24 protein-coding genes are annotated in these 23265 nt (G+C 41.3%); 13 read left to right on the top strand and 11 right to left on the bottom strand.

The annotated features are described in order from the left end of the window. Positions 1–5: 5 nt before the first annotated feature. On the bottom strand, positions 6–563 hold the full coding sequence (locus DW033_RS15195; protein WP_008778931.1) for an ORF6N domain-containing protein: 558 nt from the start codon (positions 561–563) through the stop codon (positions 6–8). Positions 564–587: 24 nt separating this feature from the next. Then, the gene (locus tag DW033_RS15190) at positions 588–1151 is read right to left on the bottom strand and encodes an ORF6N domain-containing protein (protein ID WP_122382884.1); all 564 of its coding nucleotides are present in this window, start codon (positions 1149–1151) and stop codon (positions 588–590) included. 406 nt (positions 1152–1557) lie between these two features. On the opposite strand from DW033_RS15190, the gene DW033_RS15185 reads away from it, so the two are divergent. From DW033_RS15185 to mutS, 12 genes are all read left to right on the top strand, one after another. Then, positions 1558–3267 carry a lipopolysaccharide assembly protein LapB gene (locus tag DW033_RS15185; protein WP_048926940.1) on the top strand — a complete coding sequence of 570 codons (1710 nt, stop codon included), beginning with the start codon at positions 1558–1560 and terminating at the stop codon, positions 3265–3267. A 181-nt stretch (positions 3268–3448) separates the two neighbouring features. Further along, positions 3449–3811: a DUF3244 domain-containing protein gene (locus DW033_RS15180; RefSeq protein ID WP_048926939.1), complete on the top strand. Its 363-nt coding sequence runs from the start codon at positions 3449–3451 to the stop codon at positions 3809–3811. A gap of 20 nt (positions 3812–3831) precedes the next feature. Beyond that, entirely contained in the window at positions 3832–4857 is a 1026-nt protein-coding gene (locus DW033_RS15175; RefSeq protein WP_048926938.1) for a DUF4848 domain-containing protein, read from the top strand. Between the two features lie 12 nt (positions 4858–4869). Next, positions 4870–5505, top strand: coding sequence for an outer membrane beta-barrel protein (locus DW033_RS15170; RefSeq protein WP_048926937.1), 636 nt, complete (start codon positions 4870–4872; stop codon positions 5503–5505). 358 nt (positions 5506–5863) lie between these two features. Beyond that, entirely contained in the window at positions 5864–6952 is a 1089-nt protein-coding gene (locus DW033_RS15165; protein ID WP_005863764.1) for a hypothetical protein, read from the top strand. Positions 6953–7031: 79 nt separating this feature from the next. Further along, positions 7032–8309, top strand: coding sequence for a DNA cytosine methyltransferase (locus DW033_RS15160; protein WP_005863765.1), 1278 nt, complete (start codon positions 7032–7034; stop codon positions 8307–8309). Position 8310: 1 nt separating this feature from the next. After that, positions 8311–9462, top strand: coding sequence for a hypothetical protein (locus DW033_RS15155; protein WP_121961241.1), 1152 nt, complete (start codon positions 8311–8313; stop codon positions 9460–9462). 98 nt (positions 9463–9560) lie between these two features. Beyond that, on the top strand, positions 9561–9785 hold the full coding sequence (locus DW033_RS15150) for an ATP-binding protein (protein ID WP_048926936.1): 225 nt from the start codon (positions 9561–9563) through the stop codon (positions 9783–9785). Between the two features lie 27 nt (positions 9786–9812). Next, positions 9813–10142, top strand: coding sequence for a hypothetical protein (locus DW033_RS15145; protein ID WP_048926935.1), 330 nt, complete (start codon positions 9813–9815; stop codon positions 10140–10142). Then, a complete protein-coding gene (locus DW033_RS15140) occupies positions 10139–10702 on the top strand; it encodes an RNA polymerase sigma factor (protein ID WP_048926934.1) in 564 nt (187 codons plus the stop codon). The genes DW033_RS15145 and DW033_RS15140 overlap by 4 nt, the downstream gene beginning before the upstream one ends. 69 nt (positions 10703–10771) lie before the next feature. After that, positions 10772–11428 carry a fructose-6-phosphate aldolase gene (gene fsa / locus DW033_RS15135; protein WP_005860406.1) on the top strand — a complete coding sequence of 219 codons (657 nt, stop codon included), beginning with the start codon at positions 10772–10774 and terminating at the stop codon, positions 11426–11428. 84 nt (positions 11429–11512) lie between these two features. Continuing rightward, the gene (gene mutS, locus DW033_RS15130) at positions 11513–14098 is read left to right on the top strand and encodes a DNA mismatch repair protein MutS (protein WP_154396195.1); all 2586 of its coding nucleotides are present in this window, start codon (positions 11513–11515) and stop codon (positions 14096–14098) included. A 35-nt stretch (positions 14099–14133) separates the two neighbouring features. Here the strand turns inward: mutS and DW033_RS15125 are convergent, their stop codons facing one another. From DW033_RS15125 to DW033_RS15090, 7 genes are all read right to left on the bottom strand, one after another. After that, positions 14134–15300, bottom strand: a complete 1167-nt coding sequence (locus tag DW033_RS15125; RefSeq protein ID WP_048926932.1) for a 6-bladed beta-propeller — start codon at positions 15298–15300, stop codon at positions 14134–14136. A gap of 76 nt (positions 15301–15376) precedes the next feature. Further along, entirely contained in the window at positions 15377–15853 is a 477-nt protein-coding gene (locus tag DW033_RS15120) for a DUF4252 domain-containing protein (RefSeq protein WP_081024254.1), read from the bottom strand. Next, the gene (locus tag DW033_RS15115) at positions 15846–16238 is read right to left on the bottom strand and encodes a hypothetical protein (RefSeq protein ID WP_048926931.1); all 393 of its coding nucleotides are present in this window, start codon (positions 16236–16238) and stop codon (positions 15846–15848) included. Before DW033_RS15115 ends, DW033_RS15120 begins: the two co-directional genes overlap by 8 nt. Then, positions 16231–16743: an RNA polymerase sigma factor gene (locus DW033_RS15110; protein ID WP_005863772.1), complete on the bottom strand. Its 513-nt coding sequence runs from the start codon at positions 16741–16743 to the stop codon at positions 16231–16233. Before DW033_RS15110 ends, DW033_RS15115 begins: the two co-directional genes overlap by 8 nt. A gap of 11 nt (positions 16744–16754) precedes the next feature. Continuing rightward, positions 16755–17210 (bottom strand): DUF4252 domain-containing protein, encoded by a 456-nt coding sequence (locus DW033_RS15105; protein WP_048926930.1) that lies wholly within the window; start codon positions 17208–17210, stop codon positions 16755–16757. Between the two features lie 126 nt (positions 17211–17336). Further along, the gene (locus DW033_RS15100) at positions 17337–18284 is read right to left on the bottom strand and encodes a fimbrillin family protein (protein ID WP_048926929.1); all 948 of its coding nucleotides are present in this window, start codon (positions 18282–18284) and stop codon (positions 17337–17339) included. Positions 18285–18786: 502 nt separating this feature from the next. Continuing rightward, positions 18787–19755: a fimbrillin family protein gene (locus DW033_RS15090; protein ID WP_122382883.1), complete on the bottom strand. Its 969-nt coding sequence runs from the start codon at positions 19753–19755 to the stop codon at positions 18787–18789. A gap of 203 nt (positions 19756–19958) precedes the next feature. On the opposite strand from DW033_RS15090, the gene DW033_RS15085 reads away from it, so the two are divergent. Next, complete coding sequence (locus DW033_RS15085; protein WP_005860425.1) at positions 19959–21104, top strand: AraC family transcriptional regulator; 1146 nt, start codon at positions 19959–19961, stop codon at positions 21102–21104. On the opposite strand, the gene DW033_RS15080 is transcribed toward DW033_RS15085, so the two are convergent. Both DW033_RS15080 and ychF read right to left on the bottom strand, forming a co-directional pair. Continuing rightward, positions 21096–22010 (bottom strand): TolB family protein, encoded by a 915-nt coding sequence (locus DW033_RS15080; protein ID WP_008773214.1) that lies wholly within the window; start codon positions 22008–22010, stop codon positions 21096–21098. The genes DW033_RS15085 and DW033_RS15080 overlap by 9 nt on opposite strands. A 95-nt stretch (positions 22011–22105) precedes the next feature. Continuing rightward, positions 22106–23209, bottom strand: a complete 1104-nt coding sequence (ychF, locus tag DW033_RS15075) for a redox-regulated ATPase YchF (protein WP_005863784.1) — start codon at positions 23207–23209, stop codon at positions 22106–22108. Positions 23210–23265 lie beyond the last annotated feature (56 nt).

Raw genomic sequence — 23265 nt, 5'->3', positions numbered from 1 at the left:
ACTGTTTATTTCACGTAACCAATCCGGGGGCGAGATTGATTCTCGGTTCTTTTCGCTTGTAACTCAGCGAGTGACAGATTGATTAGCTCAAGTTGCGTACGGGTATCTTCGTTGATGTCGTTGTAATCGGCAAATGCTTCTTCGATATACGCTTTGAGTTCCTTTACTTCTTGTTGGAGTTCAAGCAAAGGGGAGGAAGAACTTATTATTTGTCGTATGCCGACGAAAGCACGCATGATAGAGATATTGACTTTAATGGCTGTATCGGATCTGAGTACAGAAGAAAGCATTGCTATACCTTGCTCCGTGAAAGCGAATGGAGCATATTGGTTACCTCCTTTCTTTGAGATGCCAATTTGGCATACCATATTGTTTTTCAAGTTGTTAAATTCTTGAATTGTTAATGTGAACATAAAATCATTAGGAAAGCGTTCTATGTTTCGTCTGACCGCACGTTTCAATTGGGCGGTTTCCGTTCCATACATTTCCGCCAGATCAAAATCCAGCATGACTTTTTGCCCTCTGATCTCATAAATCTTGTTTTGTATCGCTTGTAATTCCATAGTATAAGAACTTATTAGTTTACTTTATTTGATATAACCAATTTTAGGTCTTTTAGCATTGTTCTTTTTCTTTGTAGCCAGTTCGGAAAGAGCTATGTAAATATCATCCAAAGACTTTTGGGTATCTTCACTGAGATCATTGATAGCGCAAAGCGTTTCTTCATTAGCCATTTCAAGAGATTTGATACGTTCTTGTAGCTCTTTAATTTCGATGGAACTAGTGGTAGCTTGTAAGGTATAATTCCGAATAGCGACAAAGACTCTCATAATGTTTCTGTTGATTTTTATGGCAGTTTTAGAATTTAGCACACTACTAAGCATAGCCACCCCTAATTCCGTGAAAGCAAAAGGCTTATATTTGAAATTACTACCTCTTCCTTTGTTCAAGATACCAAATTGGCATCTTGAAAGTTCCTCCTTGGTTAACTCAAACATGAAATCATCTCCTTCAAAGCGTTCTATATTACGTCTGACCGCACGTTTCAGTTGGGCGGTTTCCGTTCCATACATTTCCGCCAGATCAAAATCCAGCATGACTTTTTGCCCTCTGATCTCATAAATCTTGTTTTGTATCGTTTGTAATTCCATAGTAAAGATTTTAGTTTAATATTATGGTCGCAAAGGTTTGTAAAATAATTGAGATAAGCAATAAGCTAGTTGGATATTTATGATTGGTTGCATTTGTAAGTTGTACAATGAATTATTGCTGATCCGGCTTATTGTCTATTTTTTATGTGTTCTTATTTTCCTTATAAGATTTCCGGGAAAAACACGTACGTGATTTATGAAAAACACGTACGACTTTTTGGAAAAACATGTACGTGTTTTCCGGAAAACATGATGATGTTTTTATATCACTGATATTCATGTATATATAACTTGATACCTTTGCATGGACTTATTGTGTGTTTTTTCTTCTTGTATTTGTTATTTTGTTGTTCTATCGTTTGTTTATGAATTAAAAATATTTAATTTTGCTTATTTATAATAAAGGATGAAGTCATTTATATATATACTATTAACTTCCTTGACTTTCCTTGTGGTAGGATGCCAAAATGAATCTGAGGAAATCCGTTTGATCAATCAGGCGGAACGCCTGTTTGATGCCTATCCGGATAGCGTAATCACTACATTGGATTCCATTCCGCTCCCGGAAGAGATGAGTCCCCGTCTGATAGCCCGTTGGTGTATGTTATACGCACGTGCCGCCGATAAAATAGAGGACGAGATGCCTTATACGAACCAGCTTGAGATCGCCTTGAAATACTATCAAAAGAAAAAGATGCGGGAAGAGGAGGCTGAGATCGGCCTTTATCTGGGGCGTTCGTATGTGGAGGATAAGGAGTACGAGAAGGCAATGAGGGCTTACTCCGATGCGCTGGAGGTTGCGTTGGCGATTAAGAACTATAATCGTGCCGGGTATATTTGTAGTTATATGGGGGATTTGTATGAACTGGATGATCGTTATGTGTTAGCTGCAAAAAAATATAAGGAGAGCGGACGGTATTTTCGATTGGCCGGTAATATGAAAAGCTATGTGCGTTCGTTTGTGAATGAGGGAAGGAGTTATATGGATGTTGATTCTAATTATTTAGCTTTAACTATATTGAAGCGAGCAGAAGTGATAATAGATTCCTTGAGAGTAGATGAGGTTAGAAATTATGTATACAATGGTCTAGGTAATATATTTAATGTTTTGGAAAAATATGATTTAGCTGAAAAATATTTATTGAAGAGCATAAAAGAGGATTCGAGTGATACTGCTTCGGATTATTTGACCTTATCAGATCTTGAGCAAAAGCGTGGAAATTTAGAACAAGCGGAAAATTATCTTCAAAAGGCTAATAGTGTATCCATAGATAATGATTTTGTACCGGCTACTATTGCTTATCATTATTATAAAATAAATAAAGAAAGAGATGATTATAAAAGAGCTTTGTCTTTTTATGAAGAATATGTAGCAGCAGAGGATTCCCTTATGAATATAAGTAAATCTGTCGATATATATGATACAGAACAAAAATATGAACATTTGAAATTGCATAATGAAAATATAAGATTACTATTAAAGGGGCAAAGGAATTATACTTTTATATTGATATTGTTATTTTTATGTGCTTTACTCATTATTGTCTATTTAGCTACGATAAGAAGAAAGAATCGTTCACTTTTAAAACAACAAGAAAAAATTAATACTTTGAATCAAAGCATATATCAATTATATGCAGAACTTCGGAGAAAGAGTGATGAACTAATCCAATTGCAAAATACTCAGCATTCTTCGGTGAAAATGCAAGTGGAATATGAAAATGTAAAGAAAGAGGTAGATAGCTTGAGATCTCGATTATTCGAATTAAGAGAATCTAAAATTCTCAATAGTAATTTAGCTAAAAAAATAAAGAAAATATCTCAAACTGTGCAGCCTAATCATTCTGAAGCACCCGTTTCCGAAAAAATGTGGATTGATATTGAAGTTTTGATGATGGAAGTTTACCCTAGTGTTATAAAGGTACTGAAGGATGCAGGCTTGTCACCATCGGAGATGCATCTTTGTTTCCTTACATTATTTAAACTTGATTCAACAGCTATATCTATCCTTTTAAATATTATTCCTACTTCCGTCGATCGTACACGTTTGCGAGTACGAAAGAAATTAAATTGGGAAGGTAAACAAGGATTGTATGAATCTCTTGTTAATATTTAGTATGTAATAAACCTTCATTTAAGGGGCTCTACGATTGTTTGTCTATGTATTTGTTTTTATAGTATTTGATTGTCAAGTGTTTACGTTTTTTTCTTTGTCTATGTGGATTACATAATTTAACCCCTTTAGATCATATATAATCTCTAGATTTGCAACCGAAACATAACAAAAAAGAGAGATTATGAAAAATGTAAAATGGCTACTAGCAGTGTTGTTTATTTTTTCAATTTGTATTCCATCTTTTGCAGGTCATGTGCCTTTACATGGTCATCTTAAGAAAAAACAGCGATCTGTAAATTTGGATGTACCTATAAAAGCAGACATAGATGAAACCTCAAAAGTTTTATCCTTGGAGTTTTTGGAATATGTAGGAGAGGTACGAGTATCTGTTGCGGATGCGAATGGAAATATCGTTTATGAGGAGATAGTGGATACACAAGATGTTTCTTCTAGTATTATCTCATTAGATGAATGTACTTCTGGATCTTATGGACTTTATATATCAGATTCAGAAAACTACGCAGAAGGTCTTTTTAATTTATAAATAATTTAAATTTTAGATGTATGGACAAAAAGACAGTGCTTTTAGCATCTGCATGTACTTTATTAATGATGTCATGTAGTAATGATGCGGAGTTGATTAAGGTTGCTGAAACGACAGGATTACAAACGAAGGCTTTTGTTGGTGAAGCAGATTTCCAAATTGTAGATTATGCGGGAGATAAATGTATTCAGTTCAAGAATGATTCCGTATTTAATGCGATGCTTTGGGAGATGAATGATATGTCAGAAGAAGAGATAAATAATATTTTCTCGGGAGCTGGTTTCGTAAGTCAATGGCAACTTATGCAAGAAGCAGATCAAGAACAGGAGCTTATTGTAGACAATTATGAGAAAGATCTTAGCCAACCTTGGCCTGCTCATCAAATTAAAGAATTCAAACAAAAATATGATGATGTTTTCATGTTTGAACCTTATGATTCTACAGATTTTATTGCGCATTATAAATTAAAAGGTTCCACGTATAGTCCTTTTGTAAATAGGCAAGGATTGTTTTTAATTGGAGATAGTGTTGTATATACTGCTGTATATGAATCTTTAGAGGAATATTTTGGATTAGGAATATCATTGTATGGTAGTAATGGAGCCACAACTGAATCTGATATGAATTGTGCTGAAATTAAATATCAAATACCTGGTGGTGATTATGTAAAAGCAAGAGCAATTCCTAAATTTACAGGTTCTCGGATGATATCTAATCAAGAATATCGGGTAGTAAGTTGTGAAATACTTAGTCAGAAAAAAAAGGTGATGTGGAAAAAACACCATGCAGATGTGTATTTAGATTATAGAGTGAAAGGATCTGGTGTAGGTTTTGGTGTTACAAATCCTAACAATGGGCAATTTTTGAGTTGTAATGATCAACCACTTAAACTAAAATATGCAGCTTATGGTAAAAATACAATTGATTTAGGTATTTGTGGTAAAAATGCCTATTCACCTCTTTGGATACTTAATGGAACTTTGGAAATTCAAGCCGATGACATTCCATTTAAGGGTTATTCGTCAATACTACTGAGAGAAGGATAAATATTTAATACGATGAAAAAAGTTTTATTTTTATTATTGTTAATAACAACTTCAGCTTTCGCTCAAGTAGAGCATGGGTTATTAGTAGGTGCTGGTGTTGGATTCCCTTTGCAGGACGGTTGGAAGGAGACTACTTGGGGGGATAAATCGAATTTGGATTATCGGAACGATTATAAATTGAATAGTATGATCGGTTATCGCTTCCGATTCCTTCCGGAACAGAAATTCTTCTATGACTTGGATATGACGATGGGATTCCAAAAAATGGAAACTGTCAAGTCTTCTCGTTATCTTTCTTACGAAGGTATGGAAGGTGGTTCACATATATTCAAAGGTGGTACTGAGACGATTGATGAATTTGTCATGCCTATCTCCGTAGCCGCTAGTTGGAATTGGCGTTTTGCCAAGAAATTCCATTTGGGTGCCGGTATCGCTCCTACGCTTTATGTACAACCACAAGCCGTGTTTGATCTGTCCGTGATGGCGAAGGTGGGATATCGTTTAAGCAAGCATTGTGAGTTCGGCCTTTCTTATCAATATGGCTGTTTCAATACCTTGAAGCATTTCAATAACGGACCGGCTAATGGCCGTCGTGGACATCTTTCGGATTTGATGCTCTCTGTATATGTTCCTTTTGTTTTGAAATGATGGAATAATAAAATATAGAAACACATAATGTTTTATTTAGAACCAAAACAAAGATGAATAACTGCCTATAAGAAAAGAGTACGTGAAAAAGAGCCATGTGTAGAGAGATAATTCTATGCATGGCTTTTGCTTGTATATGATGTATAAATTTTGAATAATTATTGAGGCCTTTTTGCATTTTTTGTTTGCGATATTGTCTCTTTCGTGATTAAGAACTATCTTTGACAAACTATTCAATATAAGGCTAATGCCAAAAAAAATGAAAGCTTTAGGTATTGACTCTGGAATAATTTGGTAAGTCACGGGCCTTGAACCGGGGGAATAGGATTGAAAGTAGAATATTATAATAGTTAGGGATATGCGTATTGTTGCCTTTTTTAGTGCTATTGCCGTAATTATTCTGCTATTGGCAGGATGTGGACATGAGAAATCAAATAATTCTCAAGTTGTTAATTTAGTTCAACTTGGTGGAGTGGAGTATCCGGAAATACCGAAGTCGAATATCATTCAGCTAGAGAAATCTGATTTCCCGAAAGGGGAGATCCGTTCTATTGAGCGGATACCGATTGACTTGGAGATCGAGCTTCGGGAAGTGAATATATTGGCTAAAGGCAACTACCTCATCGTTAAACACCTTGAGTGGCGGGAGGGAGCCTATCTTTTGCATGTACTCTCTTTGCCCGATTATAAAACGGTTGCTCAATTAGCCCCTTTTGGCGAGGGACCGGATGAGTTCAATGATATACGCATGATACCCACGGAAGAGACCGATAAGCTTTGCTACGTCTGGAACATACGTAATAATCGGATCTTTAGCTTGTCCACTACCCTTAAACTAGAGGAGTATGATCAATTGGCTGAAATCCCTGAAAATAAGATAGTCCCTGATAAGCCTTTATATATGGGAGATGGCAAGATGCAGGTTAGTCTAGGTTCAAATGATGGAATGGGAATAGGATTGGTAAGCTTGAATGATACTATAGTGAAGGGAACCGTACCTTTCCTGTTCGCTGAAGGAGCAGGTTGGTTTTTCTATATCGGAAATTTGGCGCATAGCTTTTCAAGAAAACGAGAAGCATTTGCGTTTACCTTTCATGACCGGATCGTTTTCTTTGACTTTGATGGTAACCATGTGAAGATGTGCCGATTTGGAGATAAAACCTTACAAACTACCTCTTCGCCGGATAATCCTCTCTATTATTACAGTTGTTTCGCGAGTGACAAGTATGTCTATGCCGTTTACCGGGAATCAAAGAAAGATACGGATGAAACGAATCCCTTGTATCTGGAGCAATTTGATTGGGATGGGAATCCGGTAGCTCGTTATTCGTTACCCAAAGGAAGAGGCCTATACACTGGATGTGCGACAGAAGATAATTCGATAATCTATATGGTAGATTATTATGAGGACAATTTCCTGCATAAGATTGTTTTGAGCAAAGACTAATAAATTCTAGTGCTTTTCCCGTGATTTTTGTAGATTTGCGATTCTTTTGATAAAAAATAGTATATAGCAAGGATCGGAAATGAAAAGAGGTGGAAAGGATATTGAATCGTTGGATAGCTTACGGGTCTTGTCCCTGTTCTCCGGATGTGGGGGCATGGATTTAGGATTCGAGGGGGATTTTATATGTCATCGTAAGTCTATATCTCCTCAAAATACGTGGGTTCAAGAGGTTATCGATGAACACTGGGTTCGTTTACAGAAGAATCGTTTTCGAACGGTCTTTGCGAATGATATATTGAAAGAGGCACAAACCGCTTGGCTTCAATATATGGATCGATTCGGATATGATAAAAACGTTTATAATACAAAGAGTATCGTAGACTTGGTGAAAGAGCATCGAGCGGGGAAAAAAGTCTTCCCTAAAAATATAGATGTCGTCACGGGAGGTTTTCCTTGCCAGGATTTCAGTGTCTCCGGTAAACGTTTAGGGTTTGAGTCGAATAAGGATCATACCGGGAAATTGCGTGAGGACGATGAGGCCTCGGAAGAGACGAGGGGTAAACTTTACTATTGGATGAAGCAGGTGATCGATATTACGAGACCCAAGATATTTATCGCGGAGAACGTGAAGGGACTAGTGAATCTGGGAGACGTGAAAAGTATTATTCAGAGAGACTTCGCCCATGCGGCTGGGGATGGATATATTGTTTTAGATCCTCAAGTTTTACATGCGGGCAATTATGGGGTTCCGGAGTCTAGAGAGCGTGTGATTTTTATCGGGATACGTAAGTCCGCGTTAAAGGTTAAGGCTTTAAGAGCGCTTCAAGAGGAGAAGATACCCAAAGCTTACGATCCTTATCCGAGTCCGACACATGCTTGCACCGTGGAAGATAAGAAACTATTGCCACCGGTGGTTTGTCGGGATGTATTTGTAGGATTGGAGGAACCGGATAGGACAGAAGATCCATCCCAGCGGTATTATTCACAGGCGAAATATATGGGAGCTCATTGTCAAGGTCAAAAGGAGATCGCGCTGGATAATATTGGCCCGACGATTCGTTCCGAGCATCATGGAAATATAGAATACCGTCGTTTATCCCGGGAGCATGGGGGCGTTATTACGGAAGAATTAGACGCCGGTTTACAAGAACGTCGCTTAACTCCTCGAGAATGTGCTTTGATACAGACGTTTCCGCCGGATTATACGTTTGTCTCCCATAAAAAGAACAGTACACGTTTTGAGTTAAGTGCCTCAGGCGCTTATAAAGTAATCGGTAATGCGGTTCCTCCGGTATTAGCGTATCATATAGCGAATCGCATACAGACTTTATGGCCGTTGTATTTTAAAAAGAGATAATATGGAAGAGGAGAATATTATTACTGTGCGTAATAGAAATCTTCAAAAAGCGGATGAGGCTTTTGCGGATTTTATGTTTATGCTGGAATCATACTTGAATGAAAAAGCAGCTGCTATTCCGGGTACGTATTGCGATTGTAAGAGTAAGGAACTGGAAAATGTAGTAGTGAACGTGATGAAAGAACTTTGCGGTAGAACTCCTTTCCGTGCGGAGGAGATACGCTTGGTTTCCGCCCAATATTTTCCAGATATTATCGCGGAGAAATATTATGGGGTTGAGGTAAAATCTACAAAAGAGAACCATTGGACATCTACGGGAAGTAGCATCGTGGAGTCTACACGTGATAAGAATGTAGAAAATATCTATATGCTCTTCGGCAAACTGGGAGGTAAGACGGCGGAGTTTAAGTGCCGTCCTTATGAGGATTGTCTCTCCGATATAGCTGTTACCCATTCTCCCCGTTATTTGATTAATATGGAATTAACGAAAGAGCAGACTATTTTTAGTAAGATGGGAGTTGCTTATGATCAATTAAGGAATGCTTCGGATTCTATAGAGATCGTTCGAAAATATTATAGGGAAAAAGCCATTAAAGCCAAAAAGAAAGCTATGCCTTGGTGGTTGGGCACTTCCGCTGAGGAAAGTTTGGAGGAGCATACGGATATGAATATAAGCCTGTGGGTGGATAATGGAGAATATGCGGATCCGGAAAGGAATAAGAGACTAAAAGCGGAGATATTTATTTTATTCCCGGAAGTAGTGAGTGGGAATTATGAGAATGCTGCCTTATGGTTATGTACGCGCCGGTCTGTTGTTAATTTTCATATGCGGGACACTTTTTCCGCTGGGGGCCAACAATTGAAACTGAATGATGAACTTCTGCCTTTTCCTTTACCGCATGTGGTTGGTGAGTTGTTAGAATCTGCGACTTTAATAAAGAACTATCTTCTTTATAGTGATGATTTAGACTTAGATATATCGGAATTCCGTCCAGAACTTATGTTGCCTAACCGATATGAGGTCTGGCTTAATGATATTTGGAAACGTATTCATCAACTAAAACCTTATAAAAGGAAAGAGACTATCGAAGAATTGGGCGGTATTTCATTGGCCGAATGGATCGATAGGAAATATACTTTGTCTGTAAAATAAGTATTCTCATAAAATATCTTTTCTTCTCGATCGTCTCCCTAAATAGAAGGACATGTCTGACTCGAGAATGAAGTTTAATAATTAAAAGAGAAGAAAAGATGTTTTGGCATAAAAAGAAGGAGGTACTCTCTTTGGAGATAGCCTCATATGATTGTACAGGATGTGGAAGTTGCGTTGATAGATGTAGGCGCGATGTGTTGAAGATGATCGATAACGGACACTGCCTGCTGGCTTCCGTGGAATATCTGGAAAACTGCGTAGGATGCGGGAAATGTGTCCATATATGTCCTGCTAAGGCGATTGAGTTAGTGACCACAAAGTAAAAACGAATAAAAAATCAGATAAGTAATATGAACGCATGGAGAAAAATAACGCACGTCGTTATATTTATCGCTGTCTTCGCGGCGATCGTAGCAGTGGTTATGTTGTTGTGGAATGCCTTGATCCCGTCTATCACGGGCTGGACGACTATCAATTACTGGCAGGCGGCAGGCTTGATGGTATTGACACGCCTATTGTTTGGGGGACCTTGGCATCACTTCGGTTTCATGGGTAACCGGAATGTGAATTGGCGGAAAGAGCATAGGCGTTTTCATGAGCGGATGGGACATGTATCTCTGGAGGAGAAAAAAGCCTTTATTCGTAGATGGATGAATGGCTTTAATGAGGAGAAAGAATGACACGGCAGACTGAAAATATACCTATATCGGATATATTCAGGAAATACCAATCTCAGCTAAAGAGTTTTATCTCTAAACGAGTCCCCTCCAAAGAGGATTGCGAGGATATCTTACAAAATGTTTTTTACCAACTGTTGAAAACAGACTCGGAGGGTACCGTGATAGGGCAAGTATCTGCTTGGCTTTATTCCGTGGCGAGGAACCAGATCATAGATCGTAGCAGGAAGCATACGGAGGAGCCAATGCCCTATAAGCAAGGGGAAGATTCGGAAGGAAGGTTTATGAATGAGATTTCTGAGTGGCTGATGGATGAGGATCAGTCCCCTGAGATGGATTTTATCCGTTCCTTGGTATGGGAGGAGTTAGAGAACGCTTTAGCGGAGTTGCCGGATGAGCAGCGTACGGTTTTTGAGTTGACCGAGCTGGAAGGCTTTTCTTTTAAGGAGATCTCCGAGGCGACGGATGTTCCGGTGAATACGCTTCTGTCCCGGAAAAGATACGCCGTCTTACATCTCCGCAAATGGCTTAACGACTTGTATATCGAATTAGTAGGCGATTGAGGCGGTTGATTTAGAACTAATAGCGAATCAGAAGGGTTATATAAATACGTAACATTAAAGTGTAAAGCTATGAAGTTTTTTATTGACACGGCGAATCTGGATCAAATCCGGGAAGCGAATGAATTGGGAGTATTGGATGGCGTGACGACTAATCCGTCCTTAATGGCGAAAGAGGGAATCCGGGGGGTGGAAAATCAACGGAAACACTATTTGGAAATTTGCGAGATCGTGGGCGGGGATGTAAGCGCCGAGGTAATCGCTACCGACTTAGAGGGCATGATAAAAGAAGGGGAGGAGTTGGCAGCTTTACATCCTAATATAGTCGTTAAAGTACCTTGTATCGAAGCGGGGATTAAAGCGATAAAATATTTCACCAGAAAAGGCATCCGTACGAATTGTACGCTGGTTTTCTCTGTCGGTCAGGCGTTATTGGCGGCTAAGGCCGGGGCTACGTATGTATCGCCGTTCGTCGGGCGTTTGGATGATATCGCCAGCGACGGGATAGAGCTGGTACGTAAGATCGTGGAAATGTATGATTATTACGATTATGATACCCAAGTATTGGCGGCTTCTATCCGTAGCACCCAGCATATCATCCAATGCGTGGAGGCCGGGGCGGATGTGGCTACTTGTCCTTTGTCCGCCATTAAAGGCTTATTGAAACACCCGTTAACGGATAGTGGGCTGGCTACTTTTCTAGCGGATTATAAGAAAGTAAACGGATAGAAAAAAAATAGTACCTTTGTGCGGATAAATTGTAAACGCATTTAAAAGATTACTATCGTGGCAAAAGTTGTGGAAACCCCTTTGATGAAGCAGTATTTCGATATAAAAGCGAAACATCCGGACGCTATCCTTTTATTCCGGGTTGGAGACTTTTACGAGATGTATGGCGAGGACGCCGTGATTGGCGCGGAAATACTGGGTATCGTACAGACCAAACGTGCGAATGGCGTGGCGCAGCATGTCGAGATGGCGGGATTTCCACATCATGCCTTGGATTCTTATCTGCCGAAGTTGGTGCGGGCCGGAAAGCGTGTGGCTATTTGCGACCAGCTGGAAGACCCTAAGTTGACGAAGAAACTGGTGAAGCGGGGTATTACGGAATTGGTGACTCCCGGTGTTTCCATCAATGATAATATACTGAATCATAAAGAGAATAATTTCTTGGCCTCTATCCATTTCGCCAAGGAGGTATGTGGTATCTCTTTCTTGGATATCTCTACCGGCGAGTTTATGACGGCGGAGGGTTCTATAGACTATATCGACAAATTACTCAATAACTTTTCCCCGAAGGAAGTCTTGATCGAACGAGGAAACAAGAAACGTTTCGAGGAGGCTTTCGGTCCTCGTTTCTTTATCTTTGAGCTGGATGACTGGATCTTTACGACCTCGGCTGCCGAGGATCGCCTGTTGAAGCATTTCGAGACGAAGAACCTGAAGGGTTTTGGCGTACAACATCTGAAATTAGGTATTATCGCTTCCGGGGCGATTCTGTATTATCTGGACCAGACCCAGCACACGCATATTTCCCATATCACCGCTTTATCCCGTATCGAGGAGGATCGATACGTCCGCTTGGATAAGTTTACGGTACGCAGCTTGGAACTGGTGGGTACGATGAACGATGAGGGAACAAGCTTGTTGGACGTGATCGATAAGACGATCTCGCCGATGGGCTCTCGTATGCTTCGCCGGTGGATACTATTCCCGCTAAAGGATGTAAAACCGATCCAAGAACGCCAAGAGGTCGTGGATTATTTCTTCCGTGAACCGGAGACAAAGGAGTTGCTGGATACGCAGTTGGAGCAGATCGGCGATTTGGAACGTATTATCTCCAAGGTGGCTGTCGGCCGTGTATCTCCTCGTGAGGTGGTTCAGCTAAAGGTCGCGCTTCGTGCGATCGAGCCGATCAAGGAGGCATGTATGGCGAGTGAGGAACCCAGCTTATGCCGGATCGGGGAGCAATTAAACGCTTGCGCCTTGATCCGCGACCGGATTGAGAAAGAGATTAATAACGATCCCCCTTCGTTGGTCAATAAGGGAGGAATTATAGCGAAGGGGGTCAACGAGGAATTGGATGACTTGCGTGCCATCGCTTATTCCGGCAAGGATTATTTGTTGAAGGTACAGCAGCGCGAGATCGAATTGACGGGTATCCCAAGCTTGAAGATCGCTTTCAACAACGTCTTCGGCTATTATATAGAGGTACGTAATACCCATAAGGATAAAGTCCCGGCGAATTGGATCCGTAAACAGACCTTGGTGAACGCCGAGCGCTATATTACCGAGGAGTTGAAGGAATACGAGGAGAAGATATTAGGGGCGGAAGAAAAGATACTTGCTCTGGAGACCCGCCTTTTCAATGAGCTGGTATTGGCCTTGACGGAGTATATTCCGCCTATCCAGATGAACGCGAACTTGATCGGGCGTATCGATTGCCTTTTATCTTTCGCCAAGGCCGCGGAGGCGAATAAGTATATCCGTCCGATCGTGAGTGATTCCGACAAGATCGACATAAAGGGAGGTCGCCACCCGGTAATCGAGAAACAACTGCCCTTGGGAGAACCTTATATCGCCAATGATGTCTATCTGGATGACGAGAAACAACAGATCATCATTATCACGGGTCCGAATATGGCCGGTAAGTCCGCCTTATTGCGTCAGACAGCCTTGATTACGCTCATGGCGCAAATCGGTTGCTTTGTTCCGGCCGAGAGCGCCCATATAGGTATCGTGGATAAGATATTTACCCGTGTAGGTGCCTCGGATAATATCTCGGTGGGTGAGTCTACTTTTATGGTAGAGATGAATGAGGCCTCCGATATATTGAATAATATGACTTCCCGGAGCTTGGTACTGTTCGACGAGTTAGGCCGGGGTACCAGTACCTACGATGGCATATCGATCGCTTGGGCGATCGTGGAATATATTCATGAGCACCCGAATGCGAAGGCGAAGACGCTGTTCGCTACCCATTACCACGAGCTGAACGAGATGGAGCGTGCCTTTAAGCGGATCAAGAACTATAACGTATCGGTCAAGGAAGTAGGGAATAAGGTGATATTCTTGCGTAAGTTGATACCGGGAGGAAGCGAGCATAGCTTTGGTATCCACGTGGCGAAAATGGCCGGTATGCCTAAAAGCATCGTGAAGCGTTCGAATGAGATCTTGAAGCAGTTGGAGTCCGAGAATCGTCAGGAAGGCATCGGGGGTAAACCTGTAAAAGCGATCGCGTCTGCCGCCGAGGGGTATCAGCTGAGTTTCTTCCAGTTGGATGATCCGGTGTTGAGCCAAGTACGGGATGAGATCAAGAACTTGGACGTGAATAATCTTACCCCCTTGGAAGCCTTGAACAAACTGAGTGAGATTAAGCGGATTATTACGGGGAAATAATCCGCTTGATCGTATTACCGATGATTGGTAATCGTTTACTTTTTAGGTCTCACCAACACTACCACCCGGTTGTCATCCTCTTCCAATGTCGCGGCTACCTCTTTTAGTTTGCCTTTCAGCTTTCCCCTTTTATAGTCCTGGCAAAGATCGGAAGCATTGATGGTAGAACACAATTCGCCTTTTGAATTGATGGGAGGAAATGTCACCATATAGATTTCTTTCTTATAAGAATAATCATCGTTGTATGTGATATAGTTGAAAAATTTCTTTTCTTGCGTATCGTATGCGAAGTACTTTCTCGGGAAACCTTCTCCTGTGTTAAAATCATATATATTCGTTACGCTTTCCATGAAATAATAACGATCGGAAATCAATCTTAAGACGACGAAAACGCCCGGATCCATGGTGTGGATAGGGGGTGTTCGTGCGATAAGCGGGCGCAAACTGTAATCAGGCATTAAGGTGTAGACCGTATCTGCAGAGGCCTCAAATAGAATCCAATTACCCTTAAAAGGAATTATACTGTTATACGGACCTGGTCCAGCTGCTCTTGTTTCTCCTTTATCATAAAGTCTTTCAACGATATGGAATAATTGCTTCTCTTTATATGGAACCGTGATTTCTTTCGTTATACTTCCATCTTGCTTCGACACAAGCAAGAACGGTACCTCAAAATTAAACTTATCATAGCAAATCAAGTTGTCCTTGTCATAATCAAGCATTTCCACGTAAAACGAACTTTTCTCGCTTCTTTGATTCAGACTTCGTTTGAAATTTCCTTCCAAATCATAAACCCTTATCTTTTTCGCATGAAAATCATTTACGAAAATCTCTTCGTTTTCTTCATCTAACGAAACCGATCTCATAGACACGTATTCTTCTCCACCTTGTCCCTTGCGATTTATTTTGCGAATAGCTTTTCCGTTCCGGCCATATACGAAAATATTGCCATCATCGTAAAAGTTTGTCACGATTATGTATTTCTCGCCAACCGCCTGCACGCATGCCCGATTGATAAACTCATCGTTTGTTTCCAGCGGAATATACTCCACATCCATGAAGTCTTGAAGGACCAACTCTTTTTTGGTTGAATAACTATCGTTTACATCCACGGTTATAAGACCATCGGTCGATGAATGGTCGCCTCCACATCCAGCCATAACAAACAGGATGATTATCCCTGTAAAAATGAATCTTTTCATACGCGTATGATTTTTGTTTAACTTATGGTGGTGAAGATACTATAAAAAGCCGATGGTTTTCACGAAATTATCCTAATTATTTGTTGATCTCACTGGTAATTTCCTGCACATCTTGGAGCGTAAAACGCCCTAACAATTGCATGACGCTGAAACCCCCATCGTCCATGTCGGCTATCATGATCAACTCCTGTATCAGTTCTCCTTGTTGCTTGACGTAGAAATTGGCTTTGGTCTTTCCGTCTTTTACTCGCATGAGTTCCTCATGGTCCTTTCCGATCAAGGCTTTGAGCTCCCCTCGCATTCGTTCCCTCAAATCCGCTTTTTGGGTGGTGAGTATTTGCAGGGATTCTATTTTCCCTTTCAGATTGGCAAGGTTGAGTCCGGCGGTTTCCATGACCGGCATCATCTGAAACATCTTCTTGGAGATATATACGGAAGTAACATCGTCCATATCCGCATATTTGTCGAAAAGCTTGTTCTGGGCAAAACAGATATTCACGCAGCAGAGAAGCAGTATTGTATATAGTTGTTTGAGTCTCATTGTATTAATCATTTAAATGTTTATTTACGATCTTGTTTATTTTTGTGATCTCTTGACCGGCTTCATTGACCTGCCCGAGACCTTTGTTTAAATTCCTAGACATGAACGCCAAGGCATTTTGGGCTACGACAGCTGCCTCTTCAGGATCGGTAAAGGTATCGGCCATAGTGGGAGCCGGACGATTTGTCTCCGTGAAGATGAGGAATAGGGCGCCAAGAATAGCGGCGGCGATTCCGCTTATCCAATAGAAGGAACGTCTTCGTGAGACTCGGGGAGATACCTCTTCTTGGGCTAGGAAGTCGATTCGTCGTTCCAGCCTTTCGGAAAGTCCCTCCGGTAAGGCTAAATCCTCTTGGAGTGCCTTGTTTATTAGTTCATCTATCTTTTTATCATCCATGACAACTTGCTTTTTCTAGTTTCTCCCGGATCAATTTGCGTGCCCGGGAAAGTAATGTTCTTATATTAGAGGAGCTAAGCCCTGTAATCTGTTCAATGTCCTCATAGGAACAATCCTCAATACCACGCAGGCGGATTACCTGCCTCTGGTTCTCGGGGAGCTGCTCGATCAGTTCCTGTATATGCCGGATATCCTCCTTTTCTTCCAGTTCCTTTTCCGGCGAGGAGTCGGTCGTTAATAGAACGGTCTCCAATGCCTCTTCGTTGTCTCTTCGGCTTGCTTTAGGCGAGCGCAGGAAATCCAGACAAAGATTCTTGACCAATGTTATGGAAAATGCTTCCGGATTCTGGATGTCTCCCAGCTCATCCCTTTTATTCCATAATTTGCAATAGGCATCTTGAAGTATGTCTTCCGCATCCGCTTTATTGTCTAATAAGGCATAAGCGATTCGATAGAGTTTAGGATGAAATGGAAGGAACCGTTGTTTAAAAACATCAACGTCCATCGGTATCGCCCTTAATGATTTCCAGTTTTGTGCTCATTGATTACCCGGTCTAGATCGGACGGGCTGATCTTTCCTTTGATACGGATTAACGCATTGTCGTTTCCTGTCGTGAATATGACCAGTTCACGGATCATATCCTCTTTTATTTTGACAAGAACTTTCGTGCGACTGTCCCTTTCATTTGCCGTGACCATCGTCTCGTAATCAGGATCTCTCAGGTTCCGTATGGCGGTAGACAGTCGGTCTTTCACCTCTTGGGCACAATTATCAAATTCAAGGATCTCTATACCGTTTACTCCCATTGTCTCGGTGAACAGGCTGGCTAGCTTCATCGTTATGTTTCCGATATTTACGGAAGTAACATCGCTTTCACCCCGGAAAGCATTGAATAATTGATCCATCTTCTGCTGCCCGTATCCTACTTGGCTGATAAGGAGGATGGCCAGTAACGCTAGTAATCTTTTCATTGTAATTGACTTTTTCGTTAATACTATGTTTTTGGATAGCCCTTCGTCCGTGCGCCTTAGAGTGGGGCTTTCACAAAGAAGACGGGATAAGGGATTTGTTTGTTACAAAAATAGGCAAAAAAAGAATTATTTTTTATTCAACTTAGGTATCCAAATGCAGGCAACTAAGTCGTGAAACTTAATCTCCTTACCATCGAAGTAGAATTTGTATGAGTATTTATATCCTTTATTCCAACAGGTGCCTTCCGGAATGATGTATTTGTAAGTCTTCCCATTGATCGTAAAGATCGCCTCAACTTCTTTTTCCCGGATAGGAGAGTAGGTAGGGACTATACGGATATTTTGCTCCTCCGCTTTCGCGTGTCGTAAAGTTACGGATGGATCTATTGTAAGTAAAGTGGCCTTGTGTGCCCCGGGAGTTCCTTTGATATTTCCGGTTACGATATCCATTGTGCCGGTATACTGCAAGGTATTACCTCCCGCACGGTTACCGATCTGTATGGAGGTTAGCTTGAATAGCCCGTTAATGTTCGAATCTTGATATATTTCGAAAGAGAGAAGTGATAACGCGTAATTCATGGAGAGTTTCGCGAGCGGAGATTTACGGTTAACCTCTTTTTGACCTTGCGAGAGCCTCCCATATTTATAAAAGGGGGTTTCCGCCGCGATTGGGGATATTTTGATCGGTATGGAAGTGGGATCTAACGGTATTTGTACTTTATAAGGTGAGTAAGCGTAGATCATGACTGGTCGATTAGATCTGAGGAATACCTGCGGTGTTTGTTTCCATTTTAAAGAACCTTTTGATGAGCCTACAGCCTTTGATTTTACGTTTTTATAAAGAGATGCGCCTTTATATAAACTGTCTTGATTACCATAGGTTATAAATAATCCTATTTCGGACCCTTCGGGCAGAATTTCGGTGAATACTGAAGAACCTGCCGTATAGGACCGGGTGGTCATTTCAAGAACTGACTTTCGTGTGGTTGATTTCTCTTTGGACATCCACTGCTGATTTTCATGACATCCGGTAAAGATGATTAACAAGATCGTAATTAATAATAATTTGTTCATTTTGTCTAATGTTTTAATGGAACCTTTCAAACAATAAACATTTGAGCCAATATAGTTTATTATTCTATTACTATTAATTATCATTCCTGTTATAAAATGATATTTTTATATATTATATAGTAACGATTGTTTTATCCTCTTAATACGCAAAGTAACCTGCTTTATTGTATACTATAATAATCAATATATCCAAGAGATATAAAGATATTATTAAACGGGTCTCGTTCTTGTAATAGTCAAATAGAAGAGTGTTTTTGGCGATAAGTTGAGAGGGAATGATAGCCCTTGAATGTAAAAGGGTATTTGGACGAGACCCGTTGTTTCTCTTATTGAGAGAATATATAGAGTCGGCTGAGTGAAAAACACATCGTACGGGTAGTGACGCCGATGGTCTAATTCGCCGGAATGATAGAGCCAATTGTTATTTTCAGTGTAGTTGCCGGTGGCAAACGGATCAAAGCTTGCCACGGCATTACACCTTAATAACCACAACATAAAAAACTTACATGATATTGCCAATCAATCCTTCGTCGTTACCCGGTAACCAGTCTGTGATAGAGACGTCTCGCAATTGTAACGACCTTCCGTTAAAGCTTAGCTTATATAAATATTTTTTCCCTTTTTCCCATTGGGTGTTAGCGGGTATGTCAAATTTGTAGGTTTCTCCGTTGATCGTGAATAAGGTCTCCACGTCTCCGGTTCCGATCGTGCCGGAAGGTGGAATTACCATGAGCCGCATAGGATCACAATATTTCTCGTTGATGAGGGTAACTGGATTCGTCAAGGATAATACCGTGGATGCGGACGTGCTACGGGCGGTAGAACCGATGATATCGCCTGTCGTGATATCGAGGGTTCCTTCGCTGACTAAAGTTGTTCCACCGGGCTTATTTCCTACTTGAACGGAACTTATAATAAAGGCACCTGTCTTGCCTTTGCTTAGGTTCAGCTGGAAAGATATAAGCGATAGGGCATGATTCATGCTGAGTAATACAAGTGGCGAGGTACTGTTGACTGCTTTTTGTCCGATCGCATGGGTTCCATACATATAATCATCGGTCTCCAATGCGTTCGGGGCCAGTTTAACAGGTATCTGCCGGGCGTTAAAATTTATATCTTCTTGATATGGATAATATGCGTATATCGTAGCTTCATTAGAGTCGAGGATCACTTCCGGACTCTGTTGCCACCAGATTTTTCCATTCACTCTATAAGCTTTTACGCTTACGTTTTTATAAGTGGATATGCCATTGTATAAATCGTCGACTGTACCGGACGTGATTTGTAGTCCGAGCATAGAGCCTTCTTTAAATTCTTGTATAAAATTGGTGGATTTTGTAGTTAGGATACGAGTCGTTATTTGGAGTGGTTTTTCATTCCAGCCGATATTCTCAAGACCTCCGAAGTCTTTGTCGTTGGAGCAACCCCAAAAGCTTAAAATCATACTGGTAAAGAGTACTAAATTTCTCATTATTTTACTTATTTTTGTGTGAAACTTCTGGATGCAAATATCGGGTGGTTAAGGGGAAAGGGAGGTGCATACGGTCTAAAACGTCGGTGAAATCGTATAAAATTAGATCGTTCAAATTGTCTAAGGCGTTCATATTGTTAACTGAGGGGTCAAAAAGAACATTCGGGGGGCGTATTGTTTAATAGATAGGAGGTAGTGTTATTATGTTGGATAAAATTCAGTTTCTACTAAGCTTACAGATATTAGGCTTTTGTGTTTTTGGTGGTATTACCCTGCTACTACGGGCCCGTGAGAATAGGGCAAAACAGATTTTGGGGTGGAGTATGTTATTATGGGCGTTTTTAGCGGCGGTACGAGTATCGGTTAACCTGTATTTAGAGGATTCAAAAGAGATATTTCATCCGGATGTGCTGATTATGGGATGTATTGTGGTAGCTACATTGGCTTGTTACGTGATAGAAGTGTTACGACCTTGCTATATGACCGTTCGCCGTTTCTTTATTTTTACCAGTCCGATATGGGTATTGGGTATTTCTTTTTTGATTTACCGGCTATCCGGTGGAAATATTCATCGTTATAACTCTTTTGGCGAGGTATTCGATACCTTGAATCTGGATGTGGTTATAAGGCTTTTGATTTTATTTTTCACGCTTCTGTATATGATCGTTCCTATTTATCTGATCTTGCGCTATAGTGAGGGATTTAAGGTGTATTTAAGGGAAAATGTATCGGACCCGGAAGATTATGATCTGGACTGGTTGAAAAAGACCATGCTGATCCTTTCTTCTATGTATATTTTTTATTTGGTATTGTTGTTTACGGATCGGGTTAGCCTATATGTAATCGACAAAACGTTTTTATTGGTTTTATGGTACTATTTCTTTTATAAGGCCTTGTTCCTAAAGGTTATCCATTTGGATCACACATTCGAGAGCGGATGGGGATTACCCGATTTGGAGGAGGATACGGATGATGATCAAGGTAGTGAGGAACAGAAAGGCATCATACGCCAAAGGTATGTTGAGGAAGTACAGGCGTGGTTTGAACGTGAAAAGCCCTATCTACGGGAAGATTTGCGCTTAACGGATTTACAGCGGATCTTCCCGATGAGCCGTTCTTATCTATCCCAATTGTTTAATAAAGAACTAGGTTGTTCCTTCTCGGATTACGTAAACCATTTCAGGGTAGAGGAAAGTAAACGTCTATTGGAAGCCGAACCTCTGGCCAGTATACAAGAGATAGCCGAACGTTCGGGCTTCCATTCTATCAGTACGTTCCGTCGTGCGTTTATTAAGCAGACGGGGGTTATTCCTTCCGAATACAGGAGAGACGGGAACGAGTCAATTTAACCGGTAGCTGACGAAAGCGAATCGTTTGCTATCGGGTGCCCAAGAGTTTACGTTTATGGTACCTTGGCCGCCGAATAGTTTGACTAAAGTCTTAGGTTCTCCGCCCTCGGCCGGCATAAGGCGTAACTCTACGTTTTTATTGGCGAGGTGCTGTCCGGGTTCCAGATCTCCTTTTGTATAGGTGATGAAAACGATTTGTTTTCCATCCGGAGAGATGTGGGGAAACCAAGAATTACGGGTCTCATCGAATGTCATTTGGGTTTGTTCGGAACCATCCGCTTTCATGCGCCAGACTTGCATAAGCCCGGTACGTACGGAGTTGAACCAGATATATTGTCCGCAAGGTGAGTATTCGGGGCCATCGTCCAAACCTTCGGCTGTCGTAAGACGTTTTTCTTCTCCGCCTAGGGAAGGAATGACGTAAACATCAAAATTACCGTTTCTTTCAGCGCAATAAGCGAGTTGTTTTCCGTCGGGGCTCCACCCGTGTAGGTAGCTAGGACCGAGTGGGGTAATCAACCGGGGAACACCTCCTTCGAAAGGCAGGGTATAGACACGCGATTTACCATCTTCTTTTGTTCCGTTACTGATCGCTATTTGTTTGCCATCCGCAGAGATCACATGGTCGTTGTTGCAACGGGTCGCATAGTCGCTATTGATTAATTGCGGCTCGCCCGGAGATTCCGGAGAGAGCTTATATAATTTTCCTCCACTATTATATACAAGCCAATTACCATCCGGAGTCCAGTTAGGTGCCTCGATTAAAAAAGGGAATTCCTTGACAACGGAACGTTGCCCGGTCGTAATGTCCATCACTTCCAGCACACTAGTCACATTCTTTTTTTGGGCATGCGTACAAAAAACGGCGATACACATACAAAGTACAGAATTGAGAAAACGTTTCATATACATATAGATTTAAAGGATATAAGAAAACCGGGTAAAATTAGCTTTACGCTATTTTACCCGGTTTCAAAGATATAATTTATTTCGATTACTCTTTATACATTGAAACGGAAATGCATGATATCTCCATCTTGCACAACATATTCCTTACCTTCAACGCTCATCTTTCCGGCCTCTTTAACAGCAGCCTCGGAGCCATAAGCGATATAATCCTCGTACTTGATCACCTCGGCACGGATAAATCCTTTTTCGAAGTCCGTATGGATAACACCGGCGCATTGAGGAGCTTTCCAGCCTTTATGGAACGTCCACGCACGACATTCGTCCGGTCCGGCGGTCAAGAAGGTTTGCAGATTCAATAATTTATAAGCCGATTTAATCAAACGGCTTACGCCAGACTCTTCCAATCCGATCTCTTGTAAGAACATCTGGCGTTCCTCATAGGTATCGAACTCAGCGATCTCGCTCTCGATCTTAGCGGCGACTACTAAAATCTGGGCATCTTCGTCTTTAACCGCCTCACGTACGGCATCTACATATTTATTGCCATTTACGGCGCTAGCCTCATCCACGTTACAAACATACATGACAGGTTTATCCGTCAGCAAGAATAAATCGTGGGCAATGCGCTCCTCGTCTTTCGTATCAAAAGAAACGGTACGTGCGCTTTTTCCTTGTTCTAAAGCCTCTTTGTATTTACAAAGTACCTCGTAAGCGATCTTGGCTTGCTTATCACCTCCGGTTTGCGCTTGTTTTTGCACCTTGGCGATACGGCTGTCTATCGTTTCCAAATCCTTGATCTGAAGCTCATAGTCAATGATCTCCTTATCACGGACCGGGTCTACACGTCCGTCCACGTGCACGATATTATCGTCGTCGAAGCAACGCAATACGTGCAAGATAGCGTCTGTCTCACGGATATTAGCCAAGAACTTATTGCCCAGTCCCTCGCCTTTACTCGCTCCTTTCACCAATCCGGCGATATCCACGATCTCTACGGTGGTGGGGATCACTCGTTGCGGATGTTCGATTTCCGCTAGTTTATTCAGTCGCTCGTCGGGTACGGTGATCACGCCTACATTCGGTTCGATCGTACAGAACGGAAAGTTCGCTGATTGTGCCTTCGCGTTGGATAGGCAATTGAAAAGGGTAGACTTTCCTACGTTCGGAAGTCCCACAATGCCACATTGTAATGCCATATTATTATCGTATTTTTTATTATCAATCTGTTATATAGTCGCTCCAAGCGACTTGT

Source organism: Parabacteroides sp. AF39-10AC (genome assembly GCF_003635405.1).
In the GTDB taxonomy this organism is placed as follows: Bacteria; Bacteroidota; Bacteroidia; order Bacteroidales; family Tannerellaceae; genus Parabacteroides; species Parabacteroides distasonis.
Note: the sequence above shows the minus strand (reverse complement) of the source record. Positions and strands in the feature narration are given on the sequence as shown.

What these genes read in the sequence shown, in the direction of transcription:
- DW033_RS15195 (WP_008778931.1), bottom strand. Translation starts at nt 563, where the DNA reads ATGGAATTACAAGCGATACAAAACAAGATTTATGAGATCAGAGGGCAA.
- DW033_RS15190 (WP_122382884.1), bottom strand. Translation starts at nt 1,151, where the DNA reads ATGGAATTACAAACGATACAAAACAAGATTTATGAGATCAGAGGGCAA.
- DW033_RS15185 (WP_048926940.1), top strand. Translation starts at nt 1,558, where the DNA reads ATGAAGTCATTTATATATATACTATTAACTTCCTTGACTTTCCTTGTG.
- DW033_RS15180 (WP_048926939.1), top strand. Translation starts at nt 3,449, where the DNA reads ATGAAAAATGTAAAATGGCTACTAGCAGTGTTGTTTATTTTTTCAATT.
- DW033_RS15175 (WP_048926938.1), top strand. Translation starts at nt 3,832, where the DNA reads ATGGACAAAAAGACAGTGCTTTTAGCATCTGCATGTACTTTATTAATG.
- DW033_RS15170 (WP_048926937.1), top strand. Translation starts at nt 4,870, where the DNA reads ATGAAAAAAGTTTTATTTTTATTATTGTTAATAACAACTTCAGCTTTC.
- DW033_RS15165 (WP_005863764.1), top strand. Translation starts at nt 5,864, where the DNA reads ATGCGTATTGTTGCCTTTTTTAGTGCTATTGCCGTAATTATTCTGCTA.
- DW033_RS15160 (WP_005863765.1), top strand. Translation starts at nt 7,032, where the DNA reads ATGAAAAGAGGTGGAAAGGATATTGAATCGTTGGATAGCTTACGGGTC.
- DW033_RS15155 (WP_121961241.1), top strand. Translation starts at nt 8,311, where the DNA reads ATGGAAGAGGAGAATATTATTACTGTGCGTAATAGAAATCTTCAAAAA.
- DW033_RS15150 (WP_048926936.1), top strand. Translation starts at nt 9,561, where the DNA reads ATGTTTTGGCATAAAAAGAAGGAGGTACTCTCTTTGGAGATAGCCTCA.
- DW033_RS15145 (WP_048926935.1), top strand. Translation starts at nt 9,813, where the DNA reads ATGAACGCATGGAGAAAAATAACGCACGTCGTTATATTTATCGCTGTC.
- DW033_RS15140 (WP_048926934.1), top strand. Translation starts at nt 10,139, where the DNA reads ATGACACGGCAGACTGAAAATATACCTATATCGGATATATTCAGGAAA.
- fsa (WP_005860406.1), top strand. Translation starts at nt 10,772, where the DNA reads ATGAAGTTTTTTATTGACACGGCGAATCTGGATCAAATCCGGGAAGCG.
- mutS (WP_154396195.1), top strand. Translation starts at nt 11,513, where the DNA reads ATGAAGCAGTATTTCGATATAAAAGCGAAACATCCGGACGCTATCCTT.
- DW033_RS15125 (WP_048926932.1), bottom strand. Translation starts at nt 15,300, where the DNA reads ATGAAAAGATTCATTTTTACAGGGATAATCATCCTGTTTGTTATGGCT.
- DW033_RS15120 (WP_081024254.1), bottom strand. Translation starts at nt 15,853, where the DNA reads ATGATTAATACAATGAGACTCAAACAACTATATACAATACTGCTTCTC.
- DW033_RS15115 (WP_048926931.1), bottom strand. Translation starts at nt 16,238, where the DNA reads ATGGATGATAAAAAGATAGATGAACTAATAAACAAGGCACTCCAAGAG.
- DW033_RS15110 (WP_005863772.1), bottom strand. Translation starts at nt 16,743, where the DNA reads ATGGACGTTGATGTTTTTAAACAACGGTTCCTTCCATTTCATCCTAAA.
- DW033_RS15105 (WP_048926930.1), bottom strand. Translation starts at nt 17,210, where the DNA reads ATGAAAAGATTACTAGCGTTACTGGCCATCCTCCTTATCAGCCAAGTA.
- DW033_RS15100 (WP_048926929.1), bottom strand. Translation starts at nt 18,284, where the DNA reads ATGAACAAATTATTATTAATTACGATCTTGTTAATCATCTTTACCGGA.
- DW033_RS15090 (WP_122382883.1), bottom strand. Translation starts at nt 19,755, where the DNA reads ATGAGAAATTTAGTACTCTTTACCAGTATGATTTTAAGCTTTTGGGGT.
- DW033_RS15085 (WP_005860425.1), top strand. Translation starts at nt 19,959, where the DNA reads ATGTTGGATAAAATTCAGTTTCTACTAAGCTTACAGATATTAGGCTTT.
- DW033_RS15080 (WP_008773214.1), bottom strand. Translation starts at nt 22,010, where the DNA reads ATGAAACGTTTTCTCAATTCTGTACTTTGTATGTGTATCGCCGTTTTT.
- ychF (WP_005863784.1), bottom strand. Translation starts at nt 23,209, where the DNA reads ATGGCATTACAATGTGGCATTGTGGGACTTCCGAACGTAGGAAAGTCT.